The sequence below is a fragment of the Fibrobacter sp. genome, assembly GCA_024398965.1.
Classification (GTDB): Bacteria; Fibrobacterota; Fibrobacteria; order Fibrobacterales; family Fibrobacteraceae; genus Fibrobacter.
Window position 1 is genome coordinate 1 of the sequence record JAKSIF010000039.1, and the last position, 21,317, is coordinate 21,317.

Below are 21,317 nucleotides of genomic sequence, written 5' to 3' on the forward strand. Positions count from 1 at the left end.
TTCATTTTCGCGGTCCTTACCAAATACGAATTCCGTGGGGCTGTAAAAGTTGAAATTTTCCATATCAGTCCAATCCTTTTTTAAAGTTTATTCTGAATGTAAAATTACCCTTTTCGCAGCTAAAAAAGCAAGAATTCAGCCCTAAAAATGTTCACAGGCGTAAACAAAGCCGGGCTGAAAAAAGCAAAAAGCAGGCTTTTTACAGCCTGCTTTTTAAGGTTATTCAAAACCGTCGCTTACTTCACCAGGATTGCCTTGGAAGTCATAGTCTTGCCGGAAGCATTTTCCAGGCGGACAATGTACTTGCCTGCAGGAATCATGTTCAGGCTAACCGCGGTATTGGCGCCAACTTCACGAGTCATCATGATCTTGCCGTTCACGCCGTACAGTTTCAACTTGGAGCCGCTAGCTGCACTTACCATCAGGATACGGCCCTGCTGGTTCAGGCTCACTCCGCGATTCATGTTCACCACCTTCAGGCCTGTCACGAATTCCGTTCCCTCGGGCGCGCCCACGATAGTGCCGCGGCCAACAGTACTCATGTACACAACGCCGAAGTTATTCATGTCACCCTGAACGAACTTGCCGTTACCCGGGCCGCCAAACTGATGCATGTCGTCGTTAATGCGTTCAAAGGTCTTGCACTTGTCGGTACTGCGGTAGATGCCAACGGGAGAATATTCATATTCCTTGGCACCCCACTGGCCTTCGCCAATGTACTTCTTGGTGTTACCCCAGATAAAGATGGTTTCGTAATCGGAACCTTCCTTAGCCTTACCGATACCCACTGCAACTGCGGCACCAACAGTTTCACATTCATTCCAGGTCTTGCCGCCATCTTCGGTATAGACAAGACCGTAGTGAGTGTAGCCATCCTTCTGCCAGACCTGATTCTGGTCCTTGGCAACCCAGATGTGTCCTTCCTTGCCAGGTACGGTACGGATCGGATTGCCTTCGCCGTTGAAGTTTTCGCTGGTGTTAAGGCTATTGATCTTCTTGAAGGTCTTGCCAGCATCATCAGACACAATCACCTGGCCCATGGAACCGATCATGTAGAACACATCGGGATTAACCGGGTCAGAAACAAGACGGCCAATACCGTCGGCAGACTTGACTTCGGTCCAGGTTGCGCCATTATCAGTAGAGCGGTAGAAACCGGAAGCATTTTCGGGGCGATGCATAATCACCTTGCCATCTGCAGACAAAGTAAGATAGCCCTTACGCATGTTTTCCAGGGAGCTTGCAGTATCCAGAGCCAGTTCCTTCCAGCTCTTGCCCATATCGTCGGAGCGGTACATCTTCTTGTAGCTCTTGGAGTCGTACTGACCGTAAACCGTAATGACACCTGTACGGATCAGGGATCCGGTCAGGGCTGCATAGCCCATGCTTTCGGTAGAGCCCACAATGGGGAAATGACGCTTAACCGGTTCGTTGATGTTTGTATAAACACCACCGTCGTAGTCACCGATGGCAGTAACCAGCGGGCCATCAGGAATACTTACGATATCCAGAGGCACCGTTTCTTCGATACCCTTGGACTGGAATTTCCAAACAGGAACCTTGGCGGTAATATCGTCGGTCTGGAAAATGCCGTTACCACTGGTCACCCACATCTTCTTGTTGTCGAAGGGGTCAAATTCCAGAGAGCCGGCCCAATGAATTGCGTTGCCCGGAATCCAGTCGGTACCGTTGGCATCGATGTTAGGAATGTCACCATAATGCTGGCCGTGAACCCAGTTCTTGCCGCCATCGGTAGTGACGTAAATGCGATCGCCGTAGTTGTCCTTTTCATCCAAGGTAACATGACGTCCGGTGTACTGACCCAAGGTAGAAACTACAATGTGGTTCTTGTCCTTGGGGTCGATTGCGATACCGCCGTAAGAGCAACCGTTCTTCTCGTGAACGATGTCGCCGCCTTCCTTTTCGTTATCGTCGTACGGAGTGATTTCGGTCCAGGTGCCGCTAGCCAGATTCAGCTTGAAGACACCGCCGCGGGTAATGCTGTGAGGGCCCGGGCCATCGGCGTAGGTAATGAACATGTCGCCGTCCACAATCTTTGCGCGGTGCGGCATAAGGCCCGTGGGGCCGCCGGCAATAGCCTTCCAAGTCTTACCGCCGTCCTTAGAAACCTGCAGGTTGTCCTTGGTTTCGGAAAGACCGATGTAGATAGTAGCGGTGCTACCATCGGCAAGCTTGCCCTGGGATTCGTCAAACATCACAAAGCTTACGCCGTTCACGTTAGTCAAAGAATTGCCTTCGGCGTCGGAAAGAGCCACCTTGTAGAGGTTGCTCCAGGTCTTACCGTAGTCGGTACTCTTGTACACACCCTTGGTGCGGCTACCGCAAAGAACGATGCTCGGCATGTTGGGGTCCACAGCCAGCTTTTCACCAGTCTGGCGGCCCATGCCGTTACCGTGGGCAAAGAAATCAACGTAGGAAGTATCCCAGGAGTTACCGTAGTCGGAACTGCGGAGCACAGCGGTACGGCCATGGCTAAAGTAGCCTGTACCGGCCAATACATAAATCTTCTTAGGATCGGTGGGGTCCAAGGCGAAAGCCTCGGTACCGTACAGACCCTTGTCGTTTTCGTTGAACTGGTCCATCAGGGGAACCCAGGTAGACTTGTCCGCTTCCCAGCGGTAAATGCCGCCCACGTCGGTACGAGCGTAAATCAAACCTTCCTGAGCAGGGCTCGGCATAATGGCACTTACGAAACCACCGCCGTCAAAACGGACATTACCCCAGTTATAATCTTCAGCACTTACCTGGGCAGCCATGGAGAGCACTGCCGCAGACACGATACCGATCATCTTAATCTTTCCAAACATCTGGACTCCTGATTAAACAACAATTCAACCGTAGCCAAAACAACCGAATATAAACTACCTTAAAAACGCAAAAAAAGGAGCCTTTTCAGGGACTCCTTCCATAAAATGTTTACTAAATCACAACACCTTAAGCGATGTTAAGGCTCTGCTCGCGGATGCATTCCACTTCGTTCTTGAGCTCAATGGCAAGAGCTGCAATTTCTGCACTCTGGCACTTGGTGCCCAAGGTGTTTGCCTCACGGCCCATTTCCTGAAGGATAAAGCCAAGGTTCTTGCCCTGTGCACCACCTTCCTTGAGAGCATTGAGGAACAGCTTGTTGTGGCTCTTGAAGCGGGTGATTTCTTCGTGGATGTCCAGCTTGTCGGCCATGACGCAGGCTTCCTGAAGCAAGCGGACTTCGTCGATCTCGGAATCCTTCAACAACACGTTGATACGGTCGCGGAACTTGACCTTCCAGTTTTCGATACGCTGGGGATCCAGAACCTCGATCTTGTCAAGAACGTTGTTCAGGTGTTCCACGCGAGTAGTCAGGTCGGCAGCAAGATTAGCACCTTCCTTGGCTCGCATTTCAATCACCTTGTCCAGGGCCTTGTCCAGCTCCGATGCCAGGTGCTTTTCCAAAGCTTCTGCGTCGGCACCGCTGTCGGTAAACTGAAGCACTTCGGGCAAAGCCAAGACATGTTCCAACTTGATTTCACCAGACACGCCGAACTTGGCCTGCATGGCCTTGGTGATTTCCACAAACTTTTCGATAGCCTGCTCGTTATAAGATACAGGAACGTTTCCGCCGGTGCCTGCACCGAGAGTCACGTTAAAGATAACAGAGCCGCGAACCAGCTTTTCCTTGATCTGGTTCTTGAAGCTGTTTTCAAGATAAGACAGGTTCTTAGGCAGCTTGCAAGAAATATCCAGAAAACGGTTGTTCACGCAGCGCACTTCAATAACGCAAGGAGCGCCCTGGAACATGGACTCACTCTTGCCAAAACCGGTCATAGAAAGAATAGGATTACTCATATATACATCTCTCGTATAAAGAAGAATGAAGGGTGAAGTATGAAGAATGTCATTTTTTCACACTTCATTTTTCATCATTCATTTTTTACTAACCATCGCAATGACGTGCTCGGCACCAAAGTTCTTTTGACCAATTGCCGTCAGGAACTTACTCAGAAGCTGTTCGTTCTGGAAAGCCATCTTCTCGATGTTCAAGCCTTCCTTTTCGCACAAAGTATAGAAGTCCTTTACGGTCAAAAGACGAATGTTAGGTGTGTCGTACCATTCGTAAGGCAGTTCCTTAGACTTGGGCATACGGCCATGAAGCATCAGGGAACCGCGGGCGGACCAGTGACCAAAATTGGGGAACGTCACAATCACGCGCTTTGCCACACGGAGAATTTCGTTGAGCAAAGCCACCGGGTCTCGAATTTCCTGGATGGTGCGGTTAATGATGGCGTAGTCATAGCTATCGCTCTGGATGTCAGAAATACCGCGTTCATCCAGATCACGCTGCACCACAGGCACATCGTTCTCGAGGCAGTCCAGAATATCCTTCAGGTTCTTCTCAATGCCCATGCCAGAAACATTCTTGGTGCGACGCAGGTAGTCGATCAGTTCACCGCTGCCGCAGCCAAGGTCCAGCACGCGACTGCCATCTTCCACCAGGGAACCCAGCAGTTCAAAATCCTTTTCGTTGTGGAACACCGGCATGGACTGGGTTCCTGCGGATTCGACAATCTTGCTATCCAGGAAACGGCCAACCGCCTTGCCCAACTCACCCACTTCAATGAGGAATCCGTCGTGACCGAACTGGGTATCCATTTCGAGGCTAGTCACCTGCTTGCCGGCAGCAATCAAGGCGCTGGTAATTCGGCGGGACTCGTGGGGCGGGAACAGCCAGTCCGTAGAAAGGTTCACATTCAGAACTTCGGCCTGAACATTCTTGAAAGCGTTTTCGAGAGAGCCGTATTCGGTCTCCAGGTCAAAACAGTCCGTAGCATGAGCGATGTGCAGATAGCTGTTGGCATCAAAACGATCAACGAACTTTGCGCCCTGGTAACGCAGGTAACTTTCCAGCGGGAGCTGCAAGTCAAAGGGCGTGCTATAGGTAATGGCGTGATTGCGATTTTCCTGGTCCTGGGCGCGCTTGAACTTCTTTTCCATGCCCACAGCGCTGAGGTAGGTAATGTGGGCCAGCTTACGAGCGTTCGCCAAACCAACGTCGGGCTTTACCGCCTGATCGTAATAGTCACCATTGTTGTAGTTGGGGTCCTGGGTAATAATGTCGCGGGCCACCACTTCAAATCCAAGAGCCTGGCTACTGAATCGAGGAGACGTTGCAATAATGATGCAACGCTTTACCAGTTCCGGATAATAGATAGCCCACTTCATGGCCTGGAAGCCACCCATGGAACCACCCACCACGCAGAACATGCCCTTGCAGCCAAGACCGTCAAAAAGTTCCTTCTGGGCGTGGACCATGTCGCCAATGGTAATGGTGGGGAAAGATCCGCCGTAAGGCTTGCCTGTGCGTGGGTTGATGCTAGCAGGGCCAGTGGAACCCTTGCAGCCACCCAAAATGTTGCTGCAGACCACAAAGAACTTGTCGGTATCGATAGCCTTGCCCGGACCAATGAGGGCATCCCACCAACCCGGTTTCTTGTCGTCGGTGGAATAGTAGCCGGCCACGTGGGCATCGGCAGTAAGCGGAGAACAAACCCAAATCACATTGTCTGCGGCAGCATTCAGCTTACCGTAGGTCTCGTAGCAAATTTCCAAAGCCGGAAGAGTCTTGCCATTCTCAAGCAAAAAACCTTGATCCCCGAAATCCTTATTGAAGGTCTGGGAAACAACAGGGCAAAGACTACCATTATGCAAAGATTCACTCATATGCATAAATATAGTAATCCAACAAAAAAGTGTAACGCTTATACTAGCCGCGCTTTCCTGTCCAGCCTAGCTTCTCACGAAGAGCGCCAACAAATCCTGTGTGACGCATGCGGAGGAATGTGGTAAAGGACTTGCTCTGGGTCAAGACCACATGGTCGCCTGGTTCCAACGCAATGCAAGTGCGGCCATCAAAGACCAGGTCAAGAGTCTTGCCCGCTGCAGGGCGTAGCACCAGTTTTTTATTTGTCAGAGACATTACCAGCGGTCGCACAGAAAGGCTGCCAGGTGCCACAGGGGTCAGCACCACTGCATAAGTCGCAGGATGAATAATGGGGCCGCCCGCAGCCAGGTTGTAGGCTGTAGATCCCGTAGGCGTAGAAACCAGCAGAGAGTCTGCCCAGTATTCTGTATATTCGGTACCGTTGTATTCCACATCCACATTCACCATACGTTCAGGAGCATGGGCGCGGACGTGGACTTCGTTAAGCACAGTCTGCTTGGAGATGCACTTCCTGCCATGATAGACAGACGCTTCGATCATCATGCGATCGCGGGTGGAAAACTCACCAGCAAGCAAGTCGTCCAAAGTCTGAGAAAGGCTCTTGATGCGGGTTTCCGCAAGGAATCCTACTCGCCCGGCATTCACACCCAAGATAGGAATGTCATGCCCCAAGGCCATGTGAGCCGCAGAAAGCACAGTGCCATCGCCACCTACTGCCAAAAGCAAATCCGATTTCAGGATTGCCTTTTCAGTAACCACCTTGACCGGTGCAGAAACAAGGTCCTTCAAATTTTCCAAAGCAAAAAACTTTACCTGAGGATGAGCGTTTGCCCATTCATGAATCTGCGTCAGAGCCAGAGCCAATTCAGGGCTCTTGTCCTTCCAGGCGATAATGCCGATGGTCTTAAAGGTATGCTTCTTTTCGCTCATAAAAAATCCAGGTCTTTTCGCAACTATTGCTTTGCTTCCGCCTCAGGCTTCTTGCTGGCCTCTTCCATCATGAGATTCAATTTTTCAAGAACTCCAGGATAGGCTTTTTCAACGATGTCAGAATTAGCCACAAGTTCATCATTCTGCAATGCTATTGAAAGAACACTCAAGGCCAGACCATTCTGGGGAACATCGCCCCCGTCAAAGTCCGAACCGTTTACGATGGTTTCAAGACCGCGAATCACAAGGCCGTCGTCGTACACGCCAACTTCGGCGCCAGTCTTACGCAGGTTTTCTGCAAGCTTTTCATTTCGCGGGCGCATTTCCTTACGGATTTCCTTGGGCACGCGCAAAATGGTCTCGCCTTCTGCAAAGCAGGCGGCCACAGCCAAAAACGGAAACTCCTCGAGGCCCGTGGCGATTGCATCCTCGGAAAAGCGCCTGCCCTGCAGACGCTTGCCAGAAGGCAGCGGCCAAACCTCAATATCGCCGTATACGTCTCCATAACGCTCGCGACGGCTGACGGTTTCAAAGCTTGCGCCCATTCGCTTAAGGCAAGTGAGGGCGCCAGCGCGACTGCCGTTCAGTTCCACATTCTTGATGCAGGCCTTGGCTGTCTTCGGCAGACTTCCGATAGTCAAAAGCAATATAAAGGCCATGGCCTCGGTGGTATCGCCCGGCACGTAGTATTCGCGGGCGGTAATCACGCGGGTTTCCGCCAGTTCCGTAAACTGGGTACGTTCAATCTTCTGACCGCGGGCCATCATCATGCGGCGTTCCAATTCAGTCAGCTGCTCCATGCCGCGCCCCTCATACTTGAGGGCCACGCCAAAGTACATAAGCATCTTGGTCCACTGGTCATGAACCGTAGACTTTTCCTCGAAGGTCAGGTATTCCGTACGGATCAGGGCACGCAACAGCAGGCGGTTTCGCATAACGTAGGAAACATTGCCCAGTGAATCCTTCTTAATGGCAGGTTCCTCTACCGCAAAGGTGAACACGAACTTGGCCGGTTCATCAGTAACGGGCTTTACCTTAAAATACTTCTGTAGGGTTTCCTTGGCGTTATTCACCAGAGCAATACCAGCTTCGTCAGCTTCTGCAGCAAAGGTATATACCTGCTCCGGATCCTTGGATGCCAAAGTCCACAGAAGCACATTGCAACCCTCGGAAAAATCCATAGGCAACATGCTGGGCAACTGGTACTGAAAGCCCTTGCCATCCAGCACGAGCTGATGGCCCTGCTGCTGGTACACCAGGCCATATTCCTTAAGAGCCTCGGCAAAACGTTCAACGCCGGCAGCCCAGCTGAAATCTTCCAGCACGGTACGGCCATTCACCAAGAGGGCCATCACCAGGGTGAGCTCCATGCGCTCGCGGTCGGGGTTCAGCAACAAATCCATTATCGTTCCTTTACGTCGTAGTCAAGAACACCAAGAATCTGCACCGCACGGCGGGCTTCCTCGGGAGTCTTGAAAGCAAGCAGCAAAGTGCCCGCCACATTTTCGCGAACCTTCATCAATTCAATATCGCGGATGTTCAAGCCGGCATCGGCCAGAGGCTTGAGCACATGCAAAAGAGCGCCGGGCACATCCTTCAGGGGCACCGTAATTTCGGAGAAGGCGGCAGCGGCATTACGGCCAGGAGCAAACAGGCTGGCTCGGCCATCGTTTCCGGCCTTGAAAATCTTCTCCAGGTTCTCGGAGCAGTCGTTTTCTGCAGGGCGGCCATTTTCAACCGTCACAAGGCCATCCATGGCGGCAATGGTCTTATCTACCCCATCGCGGACTTCGCGCAAGGCACGAACTGTTTCGCTGCGGTTGGTTACAGCAATATCGTGCCACATGTTCCAGCCGCTAGCGGCAATGCGGGTCATATCCCTAAAGGCGCGGCCTGCGTAATGCTGGTAGTTGTAATCCAGAAGGCGGCTAGGCATGCTGGCGGCCAAAGTAGAGCTAAGCATCTGGGGCATATGGCTGACCCAGGCCATGGTGCGGTCGTGATGTTCCGGCGGGAACACCACGGAATGAGCGCCCACAAAGGAAATCAACTGCAGCAAGAGCTTGTAGGCAGATTCGTCTACGCCATCGGGCGGGCAAACGAACCAGTAGGCATTTTCAAAAATCGAGGGGTCGCTGTATTCCAAGGTTCGCTTTTCGGAACCGGCCATAGGATGGCTACCCACAAACAGGAAGCCTTCGGGGAGCTTGGCACCAGCCTTGCAGATTTCCACCTTGGTGCTGCCAATATCGCTGACCAAAACACGCTTGCCCGCCGGCAATGATTCCGTCGGCAGTCGGGACAAGTCGCCCAAGGTCTTTAGAATGTGAAGGATTGGCGAACAAAGCAGGATCATGTCGGTACCCACCGCCCACTTTTCTGTTTCGCCGTACAGGAAGAATTCATCGGCAAGCTTCAGTTCGCGGGCACGGTCCAACGTAGCCGGGGAACTGACCGCACGAACCTTGACCTGCAAACCCGCCTGCTTGATGGCCGCAGCCACAGAACTTGCCAAAAGGCCAAAACCCACCAGGGTAATGTGTTCCATGCTATTCCTCCACCTTGCGGGTCTCCGCCATGATGACCTTGAAGATGTTCTTAATGGATTCCTCGGTAAGAGGGCCTTTGGTCAAAGGCCCCACCTTATCCAAAACAGCCTGTTCACGGCTTGCGTCCAAAACAGGAAGGCCTTCTGCCTTCTTGATCTTGCCGATTTCAGTAGCATAGCCGGCGCGCTTGTTCAAAAGCTCCACCAGCTGGACATTCAATTCATCAATACGGTTGCGCCAATCTTCAATTTTCATGCAAAGAATGTAGTAAAACCGCAGTCCTGGAACATGCCGCTCACCAGGTGCCAAAGTAACAACCGAAGCGTCCTGCTGCACAAATTTTCACCAACATACAAAACGACCCACTATGTAACATAGGAATTCCACCCCATCCGCTACATTATCTAAATTGGTATCATTCTTGTAATATATCTAGGAGAATATAAACATGACAAGAAAGTCCTTTGTAAAGAGTGCCCTGGCAGCCCTCGCCCTAGCGGGAGCCGCCTTTGCACAGAGTGGCGTTGCCGGTGGCCAAAACGGTATTCACCAGATCAACGCCAACACCTTGGGCCAGTGGAACGTTTCCTTTGGCGTAGGTGGCGAAGCATCTGCCGACTCCTGGTCTTTGGCCTGTGGTGGCGAAATGAAAGATTCCAAGGGCAAGCCCATCACCATGAGCGGCACCGCAGTTTCTGTCAGCGCCAACATCAATGCCGCAGTAGGCCTTACCAACTGGTTGGACTTGGGCGCAAGCCTGCCCATCTACATGGACTACGCTGGTGACGACCAGGGCTACCTGGCACACAGCAGCCTTATTGATCCCGCCATCGGCGACGTGGAAACCTGGTTGAAGCTCCGCTTCCTCGGCGGTAAGGACTCCTTCATCTCCGTAGCCTTGCTGGCACAGTTCTACATTCCCTCCGGTAACGAAGATTCCGGTATCCGCCCCCGTCATTCCTGGTACCTGGCCAAGAACACCAACCCCTATACCGCAGGCGACTTCGCCGCAGCCGGTGGCCTGGTGTTCTCCTTGAACGGCAGCCTGCTTAGCTGGAACACCCAGATCAGCTACCTGTATACCTTTGAAGATTTGCAGTCCAGCGCCCTTACCTATAGCACAGGCTTGAACTTCATGCCCTTCGACCTGATGGACTTCTTCCTGGAAGTCTCTGGCGAAATGCACCTGGAAGACGACCTGTACCGCGTAGACCCCATTGTGGACCCCTTCCTGATTACTCCGGGTATGCGCTTCCACTTGGGTGAACACATGGACCTGGCTCTCGGTGTTGAAATCGCCGGCCGTATGTTCAAGAACTTGAGCTTCGATGTTGCTGACGATAAGAAGGGTAAGTACGGATTTGATATTACCACTACCGATGAAAACAATCGCAAGACTACCTACCTGTATTCCTCTACTCCGTTGCTTGCAGGTACTGCATCTCTCGTATGGCGCTTTGGCGGCACCAAGAGCGACAAGCAGAACATCGATTCTCTAGTCAACGCCCGTGCCGACTCCCTGGCCAAGGCAAAGTTCGACTCCTTGATGGCAACGGTAGACACCACCGCAAAGATCGATACCATTACCAAGGTCGACACCATTGCTAAGGTCGACACCCTTTCTACCGTCGATACCGTAAAGGTTGTTGACGCTGTTGCCGATTCCATGGCCAAGGCAAAGATGGATTCCGTTGCCGCAGTCAACGACTCCCTGGCAAAGCTTTCTGCCGACGATGACAAGGACGGCATTCCCAACATGAGCGACAAGTGCCCCGGCACCCAGGAAGGCCTGAAGGTCGGCCCGGACGGTTGCGAAGTGGATACCGATGCCGACGGCGTTGTGGATTCCAAGGACAAGTGCCCGGCCTCCAACGCAGGCGCACCCGTTGACGAAAACGGTTGCGAACTTGACGAAGATGCCGACGGCGTTGTTGACGCAATGGATAAGTGCCCCAAGACCCTTAGCGAAGTTGCCGTTGACGAAAAGGGTTGCCCGACAAGCAAGGACGAAGACCTGGAAAAGCTGGCAGCACAGATCAAGTTCAACAAGAATACCGCTAAGCTCACCAAGAAGTCTAACAAGGCTTTGGACCAGGTTGCAGCCCTTATGCACGCCCGTGCCGACCTGCGCATTGAAATCCAGGTTCACACCGACGAACAGAAGACTGCCGAAAAGAACCAGGCACTCTCCGAAAAGCGCGGCAAGGCTGTTGTGGATTACCTGATCAAGAAGGGCGTTCCCAGCAAGCATGTACGTGCTAAGGGCATGGGCGATACTCAGCCCGTTGTTGCACCGAAGCCCGCCAAGAAGGGCAAGAAGGCTAAGAGCAATCCCAAGAATGTGCGCGTCGTACTTGACCCTCACATGAAGGGCGCTAACAAGGCTGCAGCCCCCGCCGCAGCTCCTGCTGCTGAACCCGCAGCACCGGCACCTGCTCCTGCCCCGGCAGCACCTGCAGCCGAACCGGCCCCTGCTCCGGCAGCTCAGCCGGCTCCCGCTCCTGAAGCAGCCCCCGCTGCTCAGCCTGCACCTGCACCCGCTCCGGCAGCTCAGCCCGCCCCGGCTCCCGCCGCCAAGTAATTTAGGCACTCTCGCCTAACACGAAAATAACCGCGATATATATCGCGGTTATTTTTTATGTTTCGTGGATTTGAACAAGAAACTTCTTTGGGCTGAATATCTTGAATCGGCTTGTTCTTCGATAGTCTTGAATTCTTTTACATACACCATTCCAATTCCCCCTAAAATGAAAAAACTCGCCGAAGTAAGCTATGCGTTTTTTGCATTGAAGCCCGGCAAGACCCGCAGGGGCTTGGCGGGCGCGGTCCCTCCCCCGCATACACAATCCTTTTCTGCAGAAGCTTTCTCAAACTCTATCACAAAATAGACAAGAAGAGTCTGCTTTTAAGCCGGCTCTTTTTTGTGTTACTGGATTCTTCGTGGCTACGCCACTCAGAATGACGCAGTCGCATTTTTTATGCTTACAAGGTTGATTAAACCTTCCCTTGTACATATTCTCGTAATACTTTTCGTAATCGCCGCTGGTGATGTTGTCCAGCCATTCCTGATTGTCCAGGTACCACTTGACGGTCTTCTCGATACCTTCTTCGAATTGCAAAGACGGTTCCCAGCCAAGTTCCTTCTGCAGCTTGGTGCTGTCGATGGCGTAGCGGGCGTCGTGGCCCAGGCGGTCGGTGACGTAGGTGATCAGGTCAAGGTCTTCGCCCTCGGCGCGGCCAAGAAGCTTATCTACAGTCTTGATCACCACCTTGATGATGTCGATGTTCTTCCATTCGTTGAAGCCGCCGATGTTGTAGGTTTCGGCAATCTTTCCGTTATGGAAAATGACATCAATAGCGCGGGCATGGTCTTCAACAAACAACCAGTCGCGAACGTTCTCGTCCTTGCCGTAAACCGGCAGCGGCTTCTTGTGACGGATGTTGTTGATAAACAGCGGGATCAACTTTTCCGGGAACTGGTAGGGGCCGTAGTTGTTACTGCAGTTGGTAACGATTGTGGGCATGCCGTAAGTGTCGTGGAAGGCGCGGACAAAATGGTCGGAGCCAGCCTTACTTGCAGAGTACGGGCTATGCGGCGTGTACTTTGTAGTTTCGTAGAAGAAGTCGTCGCCGTAAGCCAGGTGATGTTCGGAGCTGGAGGCCGTAGTAGTAAACGGCGGCTCGATACCTTCCGGGTGGTTCATCTTGAGGGCACCGTAAACTTCGTCGGTAGAAATATGATAGAAGCGCTTGCCCTCGTACTTTTCGGTAAGGCTTTCCCAGTAGAGCTTTGCGGCCTGGAGCAGGCTCAAGGTGCCCATGACGTTAGTACGTGCGAAGGTGAACGGATCCTTGATGGAACGGTCCACATGACTTTCTGCAGCAAGGTGGATAATGCCACCGATATGCTCATCTTGCATAAGCTTGTAGAAAGCATCAAAGTCGCAAATGTCCATCTTCACGAACTTGTAGTTCGGCTTGTCTTCGATATCCTTGAGGTTTGCAAGGTTTCCAGCGTAAGTCCAGCTTGTCTAGATTAATGATATTGTATTCGAAATTTAATTACCATGCTACCTGGACAGGGTATTCTGGAATCTTGGAATCCCTAGTCACAATAGTGGCATCCATAGCATTTGCCTGTGCAATAATCAAACGATCAAAAGGATCATTGTGAATCTTGGGCAACGTCTTAATCTTTTCAATCTCAGCAGGCTTTATAGGAACAATTTCAATGCTCCGACTATAGCATTCCGACTGGATTTCTGGAATTGTCATGGACAGAGACAACTTGCCAATGCTTTGCTTTATGGCAATCTCCCATAAAGAAGCTATGCTTACACAAAGGTTTTCTTCAGTCTCAATAATATTCCGTGCTTTGTCAGAAAGACTTTTCACATCTGCTAAGGAAAACAACAAGGCGTTTGTATCAAGGAGATAAATCACAAATACTCCTTGAAGCAGTCTGGCGTCTCGTCAAAATCGGGAGCCATCGAGAAACCAGCCTCATGGCCACCAAGCTTACGCTTTACAATTTCTTTTCTTGGGGTAACTTTCTCGGAAGGCTGTAACGACGAAACCAGCATCATCAGCAAGTTCCAGCGAGCTTCAGTAGGCAAAGCCTTTATTTCCGCAACAATAGAATCGTAAGACAAGGTAGCCTCCTTTCTAACGGAAATATAGCCTAAAACATCTGTACTCATACAACTCCTTTCTTGCCAACAAGCGTTAAACAGCCTTAAATTAAACAAACATGAAGAAATCATTTACAAAATTAAGCATTTATGTGTTGAAAACAAGAGGTTTCCTCTCAACAATACAACTTTGCAAACAACTGTTTGCACGAGTGTCGCGGCGACAGAAGGCAAAGCATTCTGTCGACATGACCGAGTGCCAGGTTGTTCTACAAATAACTGTTTGCACGATTTCACAACCAATCAACAGTTTTGCCCGGCAAGACCCGAAGGGGCTTGGCGGGCGCGGAACCACCCTAACCCAAGGAGCCAAATTTCTTCTTTTCGATAGGCTTTATAAACTGCTTTCGCAAGTCTCGTATGCTGTAAATTTTGTATGAATAGGTGGACAACTCCGCCGAAAGAGCGAAGTTTAGGATGCGATTCAGCTCATGCTGTCCATTATCGTAGTACAGGATTACATCTTCAAAGGATTGAAAATAATCCAGGTTCTCACGAAGGAACAAGGAGATTTCCTTTGACATCCGTCCTTCCAGCGAGAACACGTCTTCCCCGGGTCTTTTCTCGAACACAAAAGACTTGTACTGAATGGGTGCCTTGAGAGTGATGATCCATTCACTCCGCCGCTCCAAGAAAACAAAAATGGCGGGACAGTCTGCCCGCCTAGTAGGTTGAGTCAGGGTCTTTCGACCAACTCATGGCTATAATATACAAAAATAAAAGACCTTGTCAATAGATTTTACAAACCGCCTTCATTTTGCAAACAACTGTTGACATCGCTATGGGCGGCACGGCACAACAGTGCCGTCGCGCTCTATGTTGTGGGGCCGTTTCGCCGCCAGGGCGACGTCCACCCCTCGCAACACGCAGCCTTTTGCGGAACATGGGGAAAGGAAACACAGCAAAAGTCTGCGCCCCAAGGGGTCACGATCGCTGCCGCAAACTTGTCACAGTCACGCCGCTGCTGAAGGCTACCTATGCCCAGGAAGACAAGGAGGCGGCTCTAAAGAAGTTTATCGACGTGGAGCAGAAACTGCGGGACTGTATCAGGACCAACAACATACTCGAACAACTCAACCGCAAAATCCGTCGCAGGACGCGGGTCGTAGGCTGCTTTGCAGAAACATCCCCAGTTCGGATATGAAAATGTTCAAGCCAAGTTTTCGCATTACTCGCCTTGCTGTGTTTTCCGGATGGTGAATCAGCCTTGAAATTTGTCTGCCGACTATCTTCGTCCAAGAATTTTTCCGGACATATTGTAGAGTTTATCTTTAAACACGATAAAACTAGGCGCTTGAATTTGCTCCCACAAGAATGATTCTACACGTTCTCCAACAATTTTATACGATTCATCTTCATCCACATTCAAAATCTTCGCCAAAACCTTTTTTCCCGAATTTGGACTTTTGTCTGACATCGGAAGCTTCTCAAAAAAATCGTTCTTTGAAGCGTCTTTTGGACTTAAGGCACACAAAATCCAGGATTCACTTCTTGTCTTAGGGACCATCGGAACCCCTGTTTCGAAATTTGCAGATTCAAAACCATCTTCCATTGCAGAAAACATGGCGTTATACACTTTATCGATATCCGTACCAGAAGATGCGTCTAAATCCTTAAAGAAAATTACACCCCAATCGTCTTCACTTGCCTTGGCAAAAACTTTCGCCTTTTCTGCCAGTAATTTAGCGCATTTAGACACATAGGCGGCATTCGCAAAATTTTTCTTTAAACCACGAACAACCGCTGTTTTCTTTTCCGGTTTGCCCTTATCTGTCGCCTCAAGATTACCTCGGCTAACCTGCACAAAATCAACATACGAGACGTCATCCCAAAATGATTCTAGAAGCTTATCTACACAAACTTTCAGAGGACCCCGAGAATTAGTCTGCTTATCGTAGTACAGATCGGTCGGACCTTCACCACAAATCACGATACCAGGCATGATCAGTCCTCTTTTCTAAGACTCTCAGAAAGAGCATTCAAGTCGGTATCGCCCATAGCCTCTCCTGGCCCCATAATTTGGAGTTTTTCTTGCAGGGCGGGAATCTTAAAAAATTTCTTTGCCTTGGTAAAGTTGTTTCTATCCTTATACAAGAACAGAACACTTTCTGCGGCAACCTCATCAGGTAGATAGTTCAACAACAATCCGCTATGGGTGGTCACGACAACTTGCTTACCATGCTTCTTGTAACCAAGAAGCATTTTCACAAACATGTCAAACAGTTCCTGGTTCAATCCATTTTCAACTTCGTCAAAAAGGACCAAGGGGCAATCCGCATACTGCTGGGACAGCATCAAGTAAAGGCGAAGCGTCCCATAGCTTAAACTTGTGGCGTTGAAAGCAGTTTTTTCCAGTTCACTTAACAGAATCGTCTTCCAACCGAAACGTTGTTTTTTCACTTCATATTTCTTCAAGGTCGGATAGAATTGCTGCAAATCCTCAAAAATTTTCTTTTGTGAATCCAAAGGCAGATTGGCAAAAAAACCACACAGATTCTTACCATTCTCCTCAACATCCACAGGCGCATTTTTTGAACTTTGCCTTGTCGAAGAAGCGATTGCGTGGGGATCAAGAACTCCAAACAGTTTCAACTGCTTTAGTTGACTGCCCAGTTTTGTCGCATACAACGAAAAGATTGAGCCATCGTACTTTAAATTGCTGAAATCAACACTTTTCGTTTCATCGGAGATTTTAGTAATGAATTTTCCAGAAGAATATGAATACTTGGCATTGTCATCTTGCATGATTTCAGACGAGCAACGCAATTCCCTTGTATTGAATTTGCCTTCCCAATAGACTTCTGTGGAATTCAATACAGCTTCAATCCGAATTTCAATTGAAAACTTTTTCTCCGTTCCGATGGTCAGCAGTTCGTTAGCAGTCAAATCCTGACTCGCAAGCCAATCCTTCACGTTGCCGTTCATCAGCGCCTTGATAAATCCAAGTAGCTGCAATACAGTCGTTTTTCCGGAACCATTCACACCAATCAAACAAATAAAATCAGTCAAGTCGCTGATTTCAAAATTCGACAGCGACTTAAAATTCTTAACTGCAATTTTTTTGACTTTGAAATTATCCATAACTGTAACCAGTGGGTAATATAGCATTTTTGCATCAGCATTTTACCCTATCAAATCCTTCAAAGGGGAATTTTCGTTCTCAGAAGCTATGGTCCTAGCCTTTTCTAGCCAATCTTCTGCATCAGTTTCCTCTTTAAGAACATTTTTTAACTGATCGAAATTTTCCGCAATAATTTTTGATGCAACATTGTCCTCCAATAGGAAAGACGGAACAATAGTTCTTAAGACATCTCCTAAACATTGTTCTACAAAACCAAATTTTAGCAAAGCGTCCCCTATAAAGATAAACTTGTTCAAATCCATTATTTTTCGACCATTAACAAAATTATCTCGAATGTTTTTGAACAAGCGTTCTTTAAAACTTTTGCTCAATGATTCAAATATGACCGACCAAATTTCTTGATTAGGATTTATTTTATTTTCATTCAATAATTCGATAAGGTACGCTTCCATGGCGTCTTTTGCATTTGAAGACCAACCATATTTTATCAGAATAGCTTCCTTGACTCCATACAGATTCGGATTCTTGAACCGAGCAAACCAAAAATCTTTTGACCAGGAGTTAAAATACCAGACAAGCCATTGAACCAATCTCTTTGCAAACTCAGAATCTTGATTTGCTACAAATTGCAATGTCTTATAGGGAAGAACTTGCTCTACACTAGCAGGGTCATCTTGTTTGAATTTCAGCAATTTGTCAAACGTTTCTTTTTTGCGATCATACACCTTCATTATTTTCAAAAGCAGTGGTGACAAATCTATTCCTAGCAGCTCGCTTAGGTCGTTTAATTTTGGTAGTATTTCGAACAAACCTTTAACTGTAATTTCGTATTGACCATTTACGATGGCATCTTTTACGTAATCCTGAACAACCCCATACGTGTGCAACATATCCTCATTAGCAAGAATCTGTTCAAAGGTCATTTGAGAAGATAAGTACGAAAGCAACGAGGTTTTCACATCGTTTGGTAAAGGACTAGATAACATTTCTCCAAAGAATCTACTTGAAACAGGATAATTACAATGGATTATGCGTATTGCAAGAATAATACCCTTTAAAGAAGGGATTGTGGTTGAATTAAGTAGAGTGCCAAGCAAATTCCAATTTATCTCATCCGCGTTTATATTGTATTGCGGAAATACCGTGAATAATTTCAAAAGTTTTAAGAAATTTTCTTCAGAATAAACCGGATTTTGTGCAAATAGGTTGTTCAAAGTCGCATCAACATCCATCTTTCGTTTCGTTGAATCAGGAAGGTTTTCTAAACAATCCTGTTCAAGTAATTGCATATAATTCAAATTTGCAAGATATGATTCCATTTCCGGGCAATCAAGCGGAATTTGCTTCATAAGAGCCCCTTTTTCTTTAAGAATCGCCAAGTAGGCTTCGGCGCTGATTGACAAGTTTGGCAAAAGGGAATATAAGTCATCCATAGGAAGATAACGACTCAACCTTTCTATGAAAGATGTGTAAGTTTTAGGCTCATATTGTTTGAAAGAAAAGCCATCTCTAGCAAAAATTCTTAACAAGTCCTTAATCAATTCTATCTTTGACGTTTTTTCAACATGTTTCAATAGAATTTCCTGAGATTTTTTCATCACACCAAACAATCGTTCTTTTTGGAAATCTTGGGGTTCTTTTTCCTTTAGCCACCAAAACAAACTTTGCCACAACATTGCAGATTGAACGCTATTCAAAGCATCTTGGGGTAAAAAGTCTAACGAGACAACAGCGTCGTCCAGGTTCTCCATTGATTTTAATGTATTTTCCAAAACGTCCCAGAAAAAAGGAGCCTTGCTGATTCTTTCAACTTCTTCTTTATCACCCTGTTCCAATGCCCTTCTTAGCGATGCCTCATAAACCACAGACATAGTTTTTTCCGGAGAAACCTGATAAACAATGGATGATATATATTTAAAATAATTGGGATCGCGTTCGTAAATTGCTTTTAAATTTCCTAGGCATCCCAAATACAACGGATTTTCTATTAAGACATCTCTTCGTAAAATGAAAATTGCGATGTAACGTTCTGGTACCACAAAGGATTTCTTTGTTAGTACAAGTTCATTGATAAACCTTATTATTGAACGTGGAGTCAAATCTCTTTTCCCGGACAGTATATCGTAAACCTGAACAACGCGTTCAAATTCTTCTTTATCTTTAATTTCATTAAAAGCTTCAAGCCATTTAACTTTAAAGAAATTTTTCCAATCAGACAGAATTGGGGGAGCGACTCTATAAACGACATCAAAAGTTTTGTCAATGTAATCGTTTCCGCATTCTTCTGTAGCACCATCACAAAGAGAAAAAGCGCCCTTTATGTGGGTTCTGTCAAATGACACAATACAAGAAATGTTTTTATGACCATTGTTTTCGGCAAAGAATGTGTGAATTGAAGACCATAAACCTTCAATTTTTTCTTTCGGTAGTCGATCCATATTGTCGAAGAAAATGACTAGATGTTTGCCTTCTAATGCACTTGACAACGAAGAAAGAAAGGCTCTAAAATCAATGACAGATGGATTCGTTTCAGAAACGAATTCTCGATTTGTTGTTTCTATTTCCTTGTCCTTGTATATACTAATGAACTCAGTAACACCTTTTTTGAAACCATTGCGTACGATAGAACATAATAAAGCCAAAAGAATTAGAAAAAAAGGAATTGCATGAATTAAATTTGATACAAAACCACATGCGACTGTTATATTTTCGCAAATGGGGGCGATAACAAGTGCTAAGGCACAAATTATGATTCCAAAACTAATTTTTGGTATTTGAGTTTGTTTCGTTTCAGTAACTACACCTGTTGTTTTCTTAACCCTTTCTCTCCAATTGTTGTTGTCGCCATCTTTTTCATTGTTTTTGACGGCTCTTTTTTCTATCAGGAAATCTACCAATTCATTTAGGATAGCTTTTCTTTGCAAATCCTCTTGATGTCCCCAAACATCATACGTGAAGAAATAGAACTTTGACATTCCATATTTTTGACTAAACTTCTTTTTTACAATTTCAATTAGATTGCTTTTTCCTGATCCCCAAGACCCCTCAATCCCAATCATCTTCTGTTGTTGTCCCCGACGAATTTGACCAGCATTATGTTCAATCTGGGCGACAATTGCATTTGCAATGGAATCTTGGGATTTGCCCTCAAAGAGGTCTTCACCAAGAGGGGCATTACTTAAAAATTTCAGATTTTGCGACATTTGATTTGCCTGAGAAAATATTCCTACGGTAAATATAACATCAAACGGCTGTCTATTTTTGTCAAATAGCAAAATCCTTGCCCAGCAAGACACTATCTTTCGTCAGTTCTCTTTTGGGAGCTATAACAAAATTAGAAGTTCTTTCAAAATCGGTGTAAAAACACCATCCTAGCAGACTTGTCAAGTCAATTCTAATTCCTAGTCGAGCATATAGATGCAGTCGCCACCGCGACGAAAATAGAACCTGTTGGAGAGAAGGATTTTCATGATATTTATCGGTCTTAAACTACAATCAAATTTGAATTATAAATGGAGTTTTTTGAAACAAACTTCTAGACGTTTCATTTAAGCATGGCTTATTGCGATTAAAAAACGACTTTTGCCAGTTCAATCTATAGATTCATTTGGTTATGGACTAATAATTTTAGATCCAAGATAGCATTCTTCATTTTTATTACATTGACTTAGCAATTTATCTAAATCATCGGACGATAATGATTTGGTTCTTTTTATTTCCTCAATGTTAACACAGTTGAATAAACGTTCGTATTTTCCATAGTAATATGCGACAAATTCACCATCACTCACGTCACCATCTACTACAACATCATCTAGTTCCAATACAGTTTCAATTTCATCTTGCTTCTTTGAAACAACAGTAATCCAATTATCCGTGTCTAAATTAATTTCATTTTCTTTTAAACGCCACTCCCTCAGCCAACTATAATCGCGTTCATTTGGGATGAATTCTTCAAAACGCCAATCCATACCTATTTTTTTCAAATTTTCACAATCACACTTCGGTCCGTAAATAACAGATCGTCCCCCGAGTTCATAGAATCTGTCCTTTTTTATCCCAAAACCGTAAGCAGAATACATTGGATTAGGATATTTATTAAAGATTTCAAACATTTCTGGCAGCATAGTAACAGGAGCTTCTGTGAAACAGATGAAACCTCGATTACTAGTATCCTTTATCTTATTTTCTTTTAATATGTTGCAAAAATTTTTTTTGCCTTTTGACCTTTGGTAAAATGAAATACGAACTCAGACAAGTCATGTCTTGATTTCAAAATATTGAACAATGTTTTATGGCTCTTCATCAACATGTGTGGGTGGCTTCGCCACCCTTTTTTGTTGACTTTC

Annotated in this window: 16 protein-coding genes; 1 reads left to right on the forward strand and 15 read right to left on the reverse strand. The window is 47.1% G+C overall.

Features of this window, described 5'->3' with window-relative positions:
* Positions 1-236: 236 nt before the first annotated feature.
* The 7 genes from MJZ26_11920 to MJZ26_11950 form a co-directional block, all read right to left on the reverse strand.
* Positions 237-2,828 carry a T9SS type A sorting domain-containing protein gene (locus MJZ26_11920; GenBank protein ID MCQ2106484.1) on the reverse strand — a complete coding sequence of 864 codons (2,592 nt, stop codon included), beginning with the start codon at positions 2,826-2,828 and terminating at the stop codon, positions 237-239.
* Between the two features lie 127 nt (positions 2,829-2,955).
* Positions 2,956-3,843: a YicC family protein gene (locus MJZ26_11925; GenBank protein ID MCQ2106485.1), complete on the reverse strand. Its 888-nt coding sequence runs from the start codon at positions 3,841-3,843 to the stop codon at positions 2,956-2,958.
* 78 nt (positions 3,844-3,921) lie between these two features.
* Positions 3,922-5,715: a homoserine O-acetyltransferase gene (locus tag MJZ26_11930; GenBank protein ID MCQ2106486.1), complete on the reverse strand. Its 1,794-nt coding sequence runs from the start codon at positions 5,713-5,715 to the stop codon at positions 3,922-3,924.
* Positions 5,716-5,758: 43 nt separating this feature from the next.
* Positions 5,759-6,646 (reverse strand): NAD(+)/NADH kinase, encoded by an 888-nt coding sequence (locus tag MJZ26_11935; protein MCQ2106487.1) that lies wholly within the window; start codon positions 6,644-6,646, stop codon positions 5,759-5,761.
* Positions 6,647-6,669: 23 nt separating this feature from the next.
* A complete protein-coding gene (locus MJZ26_11940; GenBank protein MCQ2106488.1) occupies positions 6,670-8,049 on the reverse strand; it encodes a 3-phosphoshikimate 1-carboxyvinyltransferase in 1,380 nt (459 codons plus the stop codon).
* Positions 8,049-9,194, reverse strand: coding sequence for a prephenate dehydrogenase/arogenate dehydrogenase family protein (locus tag MJZ26_11945; GenBank protein MCQ2106489.1), 1,146 nt, complete (start codon positions 9,192-9,194; stop codon positions 8,049-8,051). Before MJZ26_11945 ends, MJZ26_11940 begins: the two co-directional genes overlap by 1 nt.
* 1 nt (position 9,195) lies before the next feature.
* The gene (locus tag MJZ26_11950; protein MCQ2106490.1) at positions 9,196-9,450 is read right to left on the reverse strand and encodes a chorismate mutase; all 255 of its coding nucleotides are present in this window, start codon (positions 9,448-9,450) and stop codon (positions 9,196-9,198) included.
* Positions 9,451-9,643: 193 nt separating this feature from the next.
* Between MJZ26_11950 and MJZ26_11955 the strand changes: the two genes are divergently transcribed.
* Positions 9,644-11,776 carry an OmpA family protein gene (locus MJZ26_11955; GenBank protein MCQ2106491.1) on the forward strand — a complete coding sequence of 711 codons (2,133 nt, stop codon included), beginning with the start codon at positions 9,644-9,646 and terminating at the stop codon, positions 11,774-11,776.
* Positions 11,777-12,062: 286 nt separating this feature from the next.
* On the opposite strand, the gene MJZ26_11960 is transcribed toward MJZ26_11955, so the two are convergent.
* From MJZ26_11960 to MJZ26_11995, 8 genes are all read right to left on the reverse strand, one after another.
* Complete coding sequence (locus tag MJZ26_11960; GenBank protein MCQ2106492.1) at positions 12,063-13,157, reverse strand: dTDP-glucose 4,6-dehydratase; 1,095 nt, start codon at positions 13,155-13,157, stop codon at positions 12,063-12,065.
* A 100-nt stretch (positions 13,158-13,257) separates the two neighbouring features.
* Positions 13,258-13,638: a type II toxin-antitoxin system VapC family toxin gene (locus MJZ26_11965; protein ID MCQ2106493.1), complete on the reverse strand. Its 381-nt coding sequence runs from the start codon at positions 13,636-13,638 to the stop codon at positions 13,258-13,260.
* Positions 13,635-13,895: a DUF2281 domain-containing protein gene (locus tag MJZ26_11970; protein MCQ2106494.1), complete on the reverse strand. Its 261-nt coding sequence runs from the start codon at positions 13,893-13,895 to the stop codon at positions 13,635-13,637. Before MJZ26_11970 ends, MJZ26_11965 begins: the two co-directional genes overlap by 4 nt.
* A gap of 287 nt (positions 13,896-14,182) precedes the next feature.
* Positions 14,183-14,410, reverse strand: coding sequence for a hypothetical protein (locus tag MJZ26_11975; GenBank protein ID MCQ2106495.1), 228 nt, complete (start codon positions 14,408-14,410; stop codon positions 14,183-14,185).
* Between the two features lie 701 nt (positions 14,411-15,111).
* The gene (locus tag MJZ26_11980; protein ID MCQ2106496.1) at positions 15,112-15,828 is read right to left on the reverse strand and encodes a hypothetical protein; all 717 of its coding nucleotides are present in this window, start codon (positions 15,826-15,828) and stop codon (positions 15,112-15,114) included.
* A gap of 2 nt (positions 15,829-15,830) precedes the next feature.
* Positions 15,831-16,967, reverse strand: a complete 1,137-nt coding sequence (locus MJZ26_11985; GenBank protein ID MCQ2106497.1) for an AAA family ATPase — start codon at positions 16,965-16,967, stop codon at positions 15,831-15,833.
* A 42-nt stretch (positions 16,968-17,009) separates the two neighbouring features.
* Positions 17,010-20,243 (reverse strand): KAP family NTPase, encoded by a 3,234-nt coding sequence (locus MJZ26_11990; GenBank protein MCQ2106498.1) that lies wholly within the window; start codon positions 20,241-20,243, stop codon positions 17,010-17,012.
* A 336-nt stretch (positions 20,244-20,579) separates the two neighbouring features.
* Positions 20,580-21,095, reverse strand: coding sequence for a hypothetical protein (locus tag MJZ26_11995; GenBank protein MCQ2106499.1), 516 nt, complete (start codon positions 21,093-21,095; stop codon positions 20,580-20,582).
* Between the last annotated feature and the right edge of the window lie 222 nt (positions 21,096-21,317).